The sequence below is a fragment of the Fodinibius sp. GM108 genome (genome assembly GCF_058386985.1).
Genome location: NZ_JBYEIR010000013.1, coordinates 38,299 through 50,034 on the forward strand (window position 1 = coordinate 38,299; position 11,736 = coordinate 50,034).

General features: G+C 42.4%; 8 protein-coding genes, 1 pseudogene and 1 riboswitch. Of the genes and pseudogenes, 7 read left to right on the top strand and 2 right to left on the bottom strand.

What is annotated here, in order from left to right:
- Window positions 1-977: 977 nt before the first annotated feature.
- Window positions 978-1,232, top strand: a pseudogene (locus ACT3ID_RS17940) (SOS response-associated peptidase); the annotation flags it as partial.
- Window positions 1,233-1,512: 280 nt separating this feature from the next.
- Here ACT3ID_RS17940 and ACT3ID_RS17945 read toward each other — a convergent pair.
- A complete protein-coding gene (locus tag ACT3ID_RS17945) occupies window positions 1,513-3,795 on the bottom strand; it encodes a PAS domain S-box protein (RefSeq protein WP_491543444.1) in 2,283 nt (760 codons plus the stop codon).
- Window positions 3,796-3,824: 29 nt separating this feature from the next.
- On the opposite strand from ACT3ID_RS17945, the gene ACT3ID_RS17950 reads away from it, so the two are divergent.
- The 4 genes from ACT3ID_RS17950 to ACT3ID_RS17965 all read left to right on the top strand — a co-directional run bounded on the left by ACT3ID_RS17950 (window position 3,825) and on the right by ACT3ID_RS17965 (window position 7,363).
- A complete protein-coding gene (locus tag ACT3ID_RS17950; RefSeq protein WP_491543445.1) occupies window positions 3,825-4,001 on the top strand; it encodes a sigma factor-like helix-turn-helix DNA-binding protein in 177 nt (58 codons plus the stop codon).
- A 227-nt stretch (window positions 4,002-4,228) separates the two neighbouring features.
- Window positions 4,229-4,390 carry a hypothetical protein gene (locus ACT3ID_RS17955; protein WP_491543446.1) on the top strand — a complete coding sequence of 54 codons (162 nt, stop codon included), beginning with the start codon at window positions 4,229-4,231 and terminating at the stop codon, window positions 4,388-4,390.
- A gap of 368 nt (window positions 4,391-4,758) precedes the next feature.
- Window positions 4,759-5,292, top strand: a complete 534-nt coding sequence (locus tag ACT3ID_RS17960; protein WP_491543447.1) for a hypothetical protein — start codon at window positions 4,759-4,761, stop codon at window positions 5,290-5,292.
- A gap of 409 nt (window positions 5,293-5,701) precedes the next feature.
- A riboswitch (TPP riboswitch) is annotated at window positions 5,702-5,805 on the top strand.
- 499 nt (window positions 5,806-6,304) lie between these two features.
- Complete coding sequence (locus ACT3ID_RS17965; RefSeq protein WP_491543448.1) at window positions 6,305-7,363, top strand: calcium/sodium antiporter; 1,059 nt, start codon at window positions 6,305-6,307, stop codon at window positions 7,361-7,363.
- Here the strand turns inward: ACT3ID_RS17965 and ACT3ID_RS17970 are convergent.
- Window positions 7,360-8,253, bottom strand: coding sequence for a mechanosensitive ion channel domain-containing protein (locus tag ACT3ID_RS17970; protein ID WP_491543449.1), 894 nt, complete (start codon window positions 8,251-8,253; stop codon window positions 7,360-7,362). The genes ACT3ID_RS17965 and ACT3ID_RS17970 overlap by 4 nt on opposite strands.
- 132 nt (window positions 8,254-8,385) lie before the next feature.
- Between ACT3ID_RS17970 and ACT3ID_RS17975 the strand changes: the two genes are divergently transcribed.
- Window positions 8,386-9,681, top strand: coding sequence for a rhodanese-like domain-containing protein (locus ACT3ID_RS17975; protein WP_491543450.1), 1,296 nt, complete (start codon window positions 8,386-8,388; stop codon window positions 9,679-9,681).
- A gap of 499 nt (window positions 9,682-10,180) precedes the next feature.
- Window positions 10,181-11,212 carry an LLM class flavin-dependent oxidoreductase gene (locus tag ACT3ID_RS17980; RefSeq protein ID WP_491543451.1) on the top strand — a complete coding sequence of 344 codons (1,032 nt, stop codon included), beginning with the start codon at window positions 10,181-10,183 and terminating at the stop codon, window positions 11,210-11,212.
- Window positions 11,213-11,736: the final 524 nt, after the last annotated feature.

The window sequence follows — 11,736 nt, forward strand, 5'->3', positions numbered from 1 at the left end:
AGAACACGAATAGTTAGACAGGCTTAAATTTACACTCTCGTTCTCCTGCAAAATGATCAAATACCTGTAAGAGCTTTCAAAAGACAGACTACAAGTTAAGCAGGCGGAATATTTATATCCTTTAGCATCTTTAACCTTTGATATTCCACTTTTTTTTTGCTCGATGCTCATTATCTATATTCCCATTTCGTTATCTCCATTTGCCGTATCGACTCCTTTTCCATCATCTTGAAGTGTAAAGAAACTGTTTACAGCATCTATAAAAGCAATTTTAAATATTTGAGGCCTCTCCATGCATAACAGTACTCTTTATGGCTTCTTGGGCTAAGCGACGGGGGATAGTGATACCTTTGGTTTACTGAGACAAAAAATACCACCCCAATAACTGTTATGAGAATATTGATAAAAGCAACTATAGAAAATGAAAACTTTTCCCAGCGATCCCATCCGGGGGTACATACGAGGGTACATGAGTTGCCATAATCTCCTCCTAATGCCTCCAGACACTTAATTCTCATTGATTACGGATCAGGAGGTTAGGGGTTCGAATCCTCTCAGGCGTACTTTATACTAAGCCTTTGAATAGCAATAAGTTACAGCTATTTAAAGGCTTTTTTATTGGCTATTATTTTTAGGCTTGAACCATTTCGGGGACAAGGATATCAATTGCACTGTCTGGATCTATTATGCAGGAGGTCGCGAGTTCGATTCTCGTTTGGATCGCTTCTTATAAGCCACTAGCTCACAAAGAGTTATCGAATTTCTATTTTAAAACAACCCTCTACTATTAGGTTAGCATCCGTTCTGATCCTAAAGCCAATCCCCAATATACGGGGCCTGCCGTTCTGGGCAAAGGAGAAAAAGTTTAGCTACAGCATGATCAATGCCGGGCTGAATCAGTCGACAGCAAGAAGTCGTACAAAAAATCTTTCGAGCGATACCGCTGCCTATTACCGGCTAGTTGATTCTACGAATGGAAAGGAGAAAAAGGCAATAAGACGCCTTTCTATATTCATCCCACCCACGAACCTATGTTCACCTTTGCAGGACTCTACAATGTGTGGGCATCGCCTGAAGGAGAAAAGATACCCTCCTTCACTATTGTCACAACAGATGCTAATGATAAGATGAGCGATCTGCATGACCGAATGCCAGCGATGCTGTTAAAAGCAGAATGGAATGAGTGGCTGGATCCTGATAAAAACAATACAATAGTTCAAAGGAGCTGCTGAAGTCTTTTCCGGATGGTGGGATAGACTATTATTACCGGGTTAGCAAGGCGGTAAATAATGTGAGGAATAATTCTGAGGAGTTGCTTTACCGAGCTTCAGACGACTTATCTGATAAATAATAATCCCGATAGCTAATACAGATAAAATACTATGCATTTATGTTATATGTATGCATGTTATCATAATAGAGAAATTAATAGGCTGCGGTAATATGATTGAGGCCAATGATATTATTGAAGAATTTGAAGATGTATAATTTTCTTCTATAAAGTTATATTTCTTAAACGAAAGCACTACTTGAACCTTTTATCTCTGCTTTGTCAAAAGCAATAGTAACCGTTGTCCCTTGGTTGCTTTCAATATCCATATCTGCCTCGAGTTGTTGTACCAACGTATTGATGATGGTGTAGCCTAATGTTGACGTGTTGTCAGGATTAAATTCGGAAGGTAACCCACACCCATTGTCTTGGATAAGTACTTTAATCGTATCATTATCGTCAGTTATCCTTATCCCAATTTCTCCTTTTTCTGACTCTTTGAAAGCATGTTCAAAAGAATTGCTGATGAGTTCGTTGACAATCATTGCGCAAGGTACCGCCTGATTTATATTTAAAGCGACTTCATCGCAACTAAGATTGAAGGTTATCCGCTCTTCATGATCATGGATATTTTTGACAGAGTCTATGAGGCTGCGAATGTATTTCTCAAAATTAATTTCGGATAGAGATTCAGTATCATAGAGCTGCTCATGGATCAGGGCCATCGTTTGTATTCGCATCTCGCTATCCGACAATATTTTCTGCAGTTGCTCGTCATCGGTATTAAATTTCTGTAGTTGCAGAAAGCTGGATACGATTGCCAAGTTATTTTTAACGCGGTGGTGAATCTCTTGTAATAGGATCCGCTTTTCTTTAAGCGATTGTTTTACTTTTTCCAGATACGATTTCCTTTCGGTAATGTCTACATAAATGAGGTAACTAATCGTAGAGGTATCGCTAACCACTATAGGGACCAAGCCAATTAAAACTGGCACTTCCGCACCTTCACTGTTGATTCGGACAGATTCATATTGGAAGGAGTCTTGGCCACCTTTTTGTTGTTCACGAAAAAGATCTTCTTGCTCAACTTTGTACTCTTCTGGCGTAATTAAGTCGTCAATATTCTTTCCTTTTGCCTGTTCTGCAGAATAACCAAATATATCTTCAAAGCTTCTGTTAACATCAAGAACGTTATTCTCATCATCTATCATCGCAATACCTACTGGGGCATTTTGGAAGAGGTTTGAAAGTAATGAACTTTGATATTCAAGTTGTTGCTCTGCTTGTATGCGTTGAGAGATATTGATCCCTGCACCGAGGATATAGTTTTCACCGTCTTGCTGAAAATGGGACCCCGTTAAATAATACCACGCGTCACCTCCCTTTTTTTTCTTAACCTTCGCAACAGTATTGGCCGTGCCTTCCGTAAATGCTTGTTCTATCGCTTCTGAAACACGCTGGTGGTCTTTCTCATAATAAAAATCCAGCGGATTCATCTGTTTTACTTCCTCTTTGGAATAGCCCAGCTCTTCTTCAAATCCTTTATTTAGCCGCACGTAGTTGCCGGCTTCATCCAGTACATAAAACAATCCAGGCAGGCTGTTTAAGGCTTTTGCGGTAAATTCTTTTTCTTTTTCCAGTTGTTGTTCATACGCAATGCGGTCAGAAACATCTCTAGCGGCCGAACGTATTTCCAACAGGCTCCCATCTTCATCATAAATGGGTTTCATGCTGTTTTCCATCCAAATGTAATGACCGTCCTTGTGCTGCAGCCGGTAGGTAATACGCTTTTTGCCATTCCCTTCTATTAATTCTGAAAGGTTTTTTCTAATATCCGGGCGATCATCAGGATGGACCAAGCCAATGATATCTTTTTCCATATATTCCTCAGGCGTATAACCTAAAAGCGACTCCGTAGAAGGAGAGGCATAAATGCAGTTAGCCTCTTCATCAAAAATAGCTACTTTATCGGTAGCATTTTCGGCCAGGTAACGAAACTTACGTTCTCGCTCGGCTATTTCCTGTTGAGACTTCCTGCGCTCTAAAAGATGCCCCAGCTGTTTGGCAACAATAGATAATTGGTTTAAAGTCTGCTGTTCTCTTTCTATTGAATACTCATGATAAAACTCGATAACAGCCGATGGTTCTCCTTTGACAGGGATGCTCATACAGGATTTATATACTCCTGCTACAGATTCTTTTCTTTTATAGCCAGGAAATTTTTGAAGTTCTTTGACCCAATAAGGGCTGTCTTCAGCATGCACCTTTCCAACAAGACCTTCTCCAGATTTAAAGGTTGTTTTAAGGGATGTTTCTATAAAAGTGCTACTATCAGATGTATTGGAATACCAAAATGCTTCAAACCGGTAATCAGCATCCTGCAGCTCGGGAAAAGCCTCTGCTGTCGCATCGTGCTGAATCAATGGATGCTCGATAAGATTGATGCATTGCTTTCCGGGACTGAAAAAAGCAATGAAATGCAATTTGGAGTTACTGCCAAGGACGGTGAGACAAAATATTTGCATTTCTATAACTCGGCCCTTGCTGCCTCAAAATGTTGCCTGATGGAAAACGAAAGATTTTTAAATTGAAAATGAATGAAGGAACATCTAATAAACAGATAGCAGAGAAACTTGATATATCGGTGAATACTGTAAAATCACAGTACTATAAAGCCTCAAAATTCATCAAAGAGGAACTGAGTAAGCGTACAGAACTCGATCTAAAATAGACCTTCTCGAGTATTCGTTTGTCGGAGAAGTCGCTGACAGTGATAACGGGCAAAAGACGGAAACATCCCTCCTAAATATGAAACCCCTATTAAATAAAAGAGAACTGTGGGCCAGGCTTTTATATACTGAAAGGAATCATCAATCATTAATGATTCCGCAGTTTCAACTCCTGCTCTAAAATCTTTAGTCAAATAAAAAAGCCGCCCCGATAATTCGGAGCGGCCTGTTGATTGAACTGCTATTTATTGTAGCCGCCGGCTGCGACTCCATTACGGGGGATCCGGATCTTCCGATTCCGCTGGATGAAACGATCAACGAAGAATACCTTTTGCGAAAACAGATGATAAAAGCCAAATCCTGTAACTATCCTTTCTGGGTAAAGTTCTGATATGATTGCTTTTATCATGCTGTATTCTGGCAAATATCTCTTCTGATGGAACATCAGGATATTCTATAAAATCCTGGGTAACCGCGACCTCAAACCTCATCGCCCGTCTCATTGTTTCCACCGTCGAAACGGACGCCGTCAACAATAAACAGCGGGCTGTTATTACCGCTAATGGATGAAAAGCCACGAATATTGATTACCTAGAAGAGGTCGCCACCAAACATTAACAGGCAGAGACTTAAAAAAATGATGATTCAGAAATTTCTCCTGTAACTTTTTTAAAGTCTCCTCAGTATTACAGACAGAGAGTAAATAACTCTGGACTGTGGTTCCCCACATCAAATACAAAACACTAAGAGGAAAATCCTATGAAAACCTATAATCTCTCGAAAAGACTGATTGCATTGATGGTGATCTTTGCTATTACAAGCCTTACGTATGCCCAGGGCGAAGGTCATGCGAATAAAGAAAAAACAACTCCAAATATCGAAAAGTCAACTCCGTTTATGATAAACGAGAGTAATTATATTTGTTTTAGAGATATTAACTGTCTGAGAGGGCAAAAAGAATTGAACGTCAAGTTTGGCAAAGAACTTAATGCCAGCAGATACACTCTGGAAGGTCAGTCAAAGAATGAACGTGTATATGCAGAATATGATAAAAACGGCTCCTTGGTTACCAGCAGACTTGTACAAATCAACGGCCGTTTCCCCACAGAGATAAGCGAATACCTTGCTTCAAGTAAATACGCCGGATGGACAATAATCGGCAACGAAAAGACAGTCCTGAACTTTAATCCCAAGAAAACGAACTATCAACTTATTCTTCAAAATGGAAGTGAAACCGTAGTTCTTCATTTTGACAGACATGGAAATCTGGAAGATTCGTTTATCAGTGCTTAATTACCTGTTTAAAATATGAATCCAGCCTCGCTACTATCCCGGGGCTGGGTTTATTGACATTTAATTCCGCTCAAAAGAAATTCTTCTCGGACTTTGAAATCGGCTAAATGCTTCCACCAAATCACCATTAAGATTGCGCTAACCTTCCATGGAAAATCCGTATAACGTTCAGCACAAGAGGTACGGAACCAGAAATGAGTCTGTGAAACTTCGCACCACCCTTGGAACAACATTTCATTGGGAGGGCATTCTGCGAGGTGGTATGACGTCTGTTTATAATCTTAACACGTTACTGCCTGTAGAATATTTTCTACAAATTTTTCAGGATTTTTGCTGTTTTGAGTCAACTACTGGTCCCTTATAATTAGAGTAGAAGAAATGAGAAAACATTGATATTGTGAAATTAGGGGGCGAAGGTTGAGGGTGCCTGAATTTTTATAAATTGAGGCTGAGAATAAACCTCTTGTACCTGAACCGAGTAATGTCGGCGAAGGAAAACCATCGCCCCCACATTATTAAAATGCCCCGCATCAAAAAGTGCGGGGCTTTTTTTATATATTCCTCTCCAACCCTCAGGGAATTACAAAACCATCGAAATGTAGAATTGTGACTTCCTTGTCCGGGTCAGGTTTTATTCCTGATAGCTCTTCCCTTTCTATAGGATCAATTTCAGCTAATCCTCCAGGCAAAGTTACAAGATTCCCAGTCACTTCAACTTTGTAAGCATTGGCAAATCCCAGTGTGGATTGTTAAGCATCAATGGTTTAGAACCTTTCCAGATATCTTTACCATTGCACATCTTGCAAGATAATTACCGCTCGCAGCAGTATTCATAGAATAGAAAAGTTACGTATTGTGATAATCTTGATATTAGCTTTACTATTATTAATTAGTATGATGCAAATGGGATTAATGAAATAAATTTATTTCTCGAGAACCTACCATATTTTATATAGCTAATTAAATACATCATTTTAGAACTGGATTCTGACTCTTATCAACGTATAGAAACATGCTTTTACTTCTTGCCGGGCTGGCTTTTCTTATTATAGGTGCTGAACTTCTTGTACGCGGTGCTTCTCGTATTGCCGCCGGATTAGGAATTTCGCCCCTGATTATCGGACTCACGGTCGTTGCTTTAGGAACAAGCTCGCCCGAACTGGCAGTGAGTATCAAGTCCTCACTCTCGGGACAGCCGGCCATTGCACTGGGAAATATCGTTGGCAGTAATGTTTTTAATATTCTATTTATTCTGGGCATCTCGGCTTTAATAATTCCGCTTCGCGTATCGCAGCAACTGATTCGCCTCGACGTACCTTTGATGATTGGTCTTTCAGTGACTGTTTTCCTTTTTGCCATTAATCAGCATATCGGCCGTCTCGAAGGTTTCTTCCTGTTTCTCACGCTCATTGGCTATCTCACGATTCTATTCTTTCAGAGCCACACCGATTCCGAGATAGTAGAACCCGGAAAGTCCCACAAAGAATCAACCAGTTGGTTGCTAAACTCTATCTTTGTTGTTCTGGGATTAGCTCTACTTGTCTTCGGTTCTCGCTGGCTTGTCAACGGAGCGGTAACCCTGGCTCAATCCCTCGGCATCAGCGAACTGATCATCAGCCTTACTGTTATAGCGGCCGGAACGTCATTACCCGAGGTGGTAACCTCGATTATAGCAGCTATTCGCGGCGAGCGTGATATCGCCGTGGGCAATGTAGTTGGAAGCAATATCCTTAATATTTTGGCTGTCCTCGGATTTTCAAGCATTATCAGTCCGGCAGGAATCGAAGTATCGCAGGCACTATTTCATTTTGATATCCCGATCATGATCGCCGTCGCTCTGGCAGCACTGCCAATCTTCTTTACGGGCCTTTCCATCAGCCGGTGGGAAGGCGGATTGCTTTTCAGCTATTATATCGCATACACGGCCTATCTCATATTATCGGCCACCGAACACGATGCATTGGCAGAATTCAACCTTGTGATGCTTTATTTTGTGATTCCGATTACTGTTATCTCTCTTCTCTCAACCAGCATTAAACAGTGGCGCAAAAACAGAAATCATCATCTCTAATGATTTTGTATGTTATCGGAATTTGAAGACGGATTACCATTATCCGCCGAGGTAAAATTATTTTGAGTAAATACATCTGATAATATAGACTGCTCAATATAACTGCGCTGGTCTGACTTTACCGGAATTCGAACAACCAGATGAACTTCTCCGGCCGCAGGCACCTGGATTGTCACCCGCGGTTCAACAGAAGGCATATCCAAACCGCGCTCATAACTTATCCGCTCCATATGCTTTCGCACTTCCTTGAGATACGGCTGGCAATACTTATTGGCAGATTCCAACAGGGCTTCCTGCGCTTTTTGCCAATCGTCTTCTCTTTTAAAAGGCACCGTAAACACATGCAAAATATAATCGTGTGTATAACTTTCGTTGATTACCGGCTCTGATACAAACAGTGCATTAGGAATAACGGTCATACGACCGGTTCGCTGATGCGTGATCTTTCCCGGCCCCACCTCAAGAATGGTTGTTGCCAGCAGATTCTGGTCGATCACATCACCGCGAAAATCCTTGATCTGGATACGATCACCCAGAGTAAACGAGCTGGCTCCGCTTTTCAGAATCGACCCGGTAACACAGAGAATAAGCTCCTTGGTCGCCACTACAAACGCCACGGCAATAGCAACAATAGAAAGCGCCAGTGTACGCAGTTCTTCTCCCCATATTGTTAGCAGTCCCAACAAGAGCAGCAGAATTAATCCATTGCGCGACTGCACCATCCAGCGCCTTCGCAGATCCATAGAAGAAACGTTCCGGCGAATGTATCTTGTTATCAGCGTACGCAGAATAACAACCGCTAAAATAAGAATGGCCGTACTTACCAAAAGATTGGATGCCGAACCCGTAATCGCAATATTTTCTATCCACTGCCTGATATCTTCTATCATTATTTACTACTTTTTCGTTAATTTTTTATCAATCTCATTCACTTTAGCACATAAAATGATAAATACTATTGAGACTATTTAATATTAAAAGCTCCGGCGCCTAACTTGAGTCCTAATTTTAAATACTAATACATGCTTAAACAAATCAAAGAGATTACTACAAATCAGCTACTCAACTATTTAAAAGATCCTGAATCCATTGTTATTGACAGTCGTCCTATTGCAGCTTACAACGGCTGGCCCCTTAATGGTGAACACCGCGGCGGACATATTCCCGGTGCCAAAAACATTCCCCTGCAGTGGACCGATTATATGGATTGGGTTGAGGTGCTGGAAGAAAAGAATATCCCAACAGATAAGCCTGTTGTTGTCTACGGTTACAATGATAATAGCCATAATATGGCTGAACAACTGATTAAGCTGGGCTACGAAAACCTGCAAGTCTATAATGATTTTTCGGATGGGTGGGCATCGGATCCCGATCTCCCGCTGGAGCAATTATCCAGATTCAAACACCTAGTTTATCCCGAATGGATTAGGCAGCTGATTAACGGTGAAAAGCCCCCTCATTATGATAATGATGATTTTGTCATTTGCCATTCTCACTACGATCATATTGAAGATTACCACAAAGGCCACATTCCGGGGGCTATTGCGCTGGATACAAACAGCCTGGAATCGACCGAAACCTGGAACCGGCGGACACCTGAAGAATTGAAAAAGACTTTGGAAAACCACGGCATTCGTCACGATACTACAGTCGTTATATATGGACGTTTTTCATCGCCCACATATGACGAAGAAAGATTCCCCGGCAAAAGTGCGGGACACCTGGGCGCCCTGCGCTGTGCAGCAATTATGCTTTATGCAGGTGTTGAGGATATCAGGATTTTAAACGGCGGGATCACCAGCTGGGAGACGGCCGGTTATGAGCTGTCAACAGAATCGGTGAAACCCAACCCGATTGATGATTTTGGAATTACTATTCCCGTCCATCCAGAATATATGATTGATACGCCCGAAGCCAAGCAGCTACTCAGGTCTGATGACGGTGAACTTGTCAGCATTCGCAGCTGGGAAGAGTTTATCGGCAACCGGAGCGGCTATCATTATATAGAGCAAAAAGGACGCATTCCCGGGGCTGTTTTTGGCAACTGTGGCAGCGATGCCTATCACATGGAAAACTATCGCAATTTCGATCATACGATGCGTGAATTTCAAGAAGTTGCCCTAACCTGGAAAGAGGGTGGCATTACGCCCGACAAGAATATCGCTTTTTATTGCGGCACCGGATGGCGCGGCAGCGAAGCTTTTATGAATGCATGGCTGATGAATTGGCCGAACATTTCTGTCTACGACGGCGGGTGGTATGAATGGTGCAACGACCCTGGCAATCCGATAGAGACCGGTAATCCGGAGGAAGTTTAGTAGTTACAAGCGGATAACCCCAGAATCCATGCTTCGGGAGCAGAGCTCCCTTGGAACTAGTTTGGCGAATTTTTACCACAGAGTTACACAGAGATGATCGCGGAGTCACGCGGAGGATGCTTCAACATTTTCGACATTGTTGGGAGGGAGTTGAACTCCCGACCTGCACTACTTCATCCACCATTCTAGAACTTTTGTTGCCTTCAAACCAAGGTAAATATTAGTTCAAATCTGTGCGGATTCTGTGGTCTGAATAAGGGAAGCCTAATCGGATGAAATTCATACTACGGGAGCGGAGCTCCCTTGGAACTAGTGTTGTTCATCAGATGTATTTTTACCGCAGAGATACACTGAGATAGTCGCAGAGTTTCGCAGAGATGTATATTAATTCTCTGCGAAACCATCAGCGCTACTCTGCGGTTTTAAAATCGGCACTCTTGTAAAAAGAGGCTACATAGAAATTCTTAATCATATCCATATTAGTATAAACCTTTCGCCTATGGAATTTGGCATCTATACATTTGTAGAAAATACCCCCGTCCACCAAACCGGTGAAAAGCTGTCTCCCGAGCAGCGCCTACAAAATCTGATGGAAGAGATAGAGCTGGCCGATGAGGCCGGCCTTGATGTTTTTGGCATCGGCGAGCATCACCGGGAAGAATATCTGTCCTCGTCACCATCTACAATTTTAGCAGCTGCGGCAGCACGAACCGATCAAATTCGCCTGACCAGCGCCGTTACGGTTCTCGGATCAGAAGATCCGGTACGGACTTATCAGCAGTTCTCCACAATAGACCTGCTTTCGCAGGGACGTGCTGAAATTATGGTCGGCCGAGGTTCCTTTACAGAATCATTTCCCCTTTTTGGATATAATCTCAGCGACTATAATGAACTGTTTGAAGAAAAGCTGGATCTGCTGTTAAAACTGCGCGAAAATGAAATCATCACGTGGAGCGGAAAACACCGGGCGGATATCGATAATCGGGGCGTTTATCCACAACCATATCAGGATCAAATTCCTCTTTGGAGAGCCGTAGGTGGTACCCAAAAATCAGCCTACCGAGCAGGTAAGCTGGGCCTCCCAATGGCACTTGGCATCATCGGCGGACAGCCAGAACAATTCAAACCACTGGCCGACCTGCATCACCGCGGCGCCGAAGAAGCCGGGCATTCGAAACCTGCGCTAAGCATAAACTCACATGGTTTTATTGCGGATGATTCTCAAGAGGCTGCCGACATCGCCTTTCCAGCTTTCAAACAGACAATGGATAAAATCGGCAAAGAGCGCGGATGGCCGCCAATGACGCGTGATAAATTTGACGCCTCCCGAACGTTACGCGGTGCCAATGTTGTAGGCAGTCCTCAGGAAGTAATTGATAAGATCTTATTCCAGCACGAAATTTTTGAACACGATCGTTTTCTGCTACAAATGAGTGTCGGCAGCATACCTCATAAGAAACTGCTACGCTCCATCGAGCTTTTCGCAACGGAAGTAGCACCTGCTGTAAATAAAGAGCTGGGTGAGTCATAAGAATGAGTTTGTCATTCCGTGGCTTCAGACCATAGTATCCCTAAAAAAGCATTTCCTATAAGGGAGATTGCCACATTTTTATCCACTCGCCCTACAACTGTCATCGCGAGGGAGTCCGGCTTTGCCGGTTGACCGCGGCGATCCCCAGTAAAAATCAAAGACAAGAAGCATTGGGAGATTGCCACGCTTCGCTATTCCAAAAAATTCATGGAATAGCTCTGCTCGCAATGACAGGTTCTTTTTTTCTGTAGCATTAACAACTTTCTGTCATCGCAAGGTCCGATGCTTCGGACCGAATTTTGACGATAGGCCAAAGACGAGGCGATCTAACAAATAACTAGGGGCATTAATCTACATAAAAATTCTACTCTGTGGTTTATTACTTTTCTATTTGAGAAAGAAAGTAGCACTTGCGTTAATAAAGAGCTGGATAAGTAAGTATCAGCTGTTGTTTCCGTTAAGCATTGGATTAGCAGAAATAATTTCTGCAAGGAAAATAGTTCCCTCCCCACTTATTTAGCATC

Coding starts and splice junctions, on each gene's coding strand:
- ACT3ID_RS17945 (WP_491543444.1), bottom strand. CDS start 3,795: ATGCAAATATTTTGTCTCACCGTCCTTGGCAGTAACTCCAAATTGCAT.
- ACT3ID_RS17950 (WP_491543445.1), top strand. CDS start 3,825: ATGTTGCCTGATGGAAAACGAAAGATTTTTAAATTGAAAATGAATGAA.
- ACT3ID_RS17960 (WP_491543447.1), top strand. CDS start 4,759: ATGAAAACCTATAATCTCTCGAAAAGACTGATTGCATTGATGGTGATC.
- ACT3ID_RS17965 (WP_491543448.1), top strand. CDS start 6,305: ATGCTTTTACTTCTTGCCGGGCTGGCTTTTCTTATTATAGGTGCTGAA.
- ACT3ID_RS17970 (WP_491543449.1), bottom strand. CDS start 8,253: ATGATAGAAGATATCAGGCAGTGGATAGAAAATATTGCGATTACGGGT.
- ACT3ID_RS17975 (WP_491543450.1), top strand. CDS start 8,386: ATGCTTAAACAAATCAAAGAGATTACTACAAATCAGCTACTCAACTAT.
- ACT3ID_RS17980 (WP_491543451.1), top strand. CDS start 10,181: ATGGAATTTGGCATCTATACATTTGTAGAAAATACCCCCGTCCACCAA.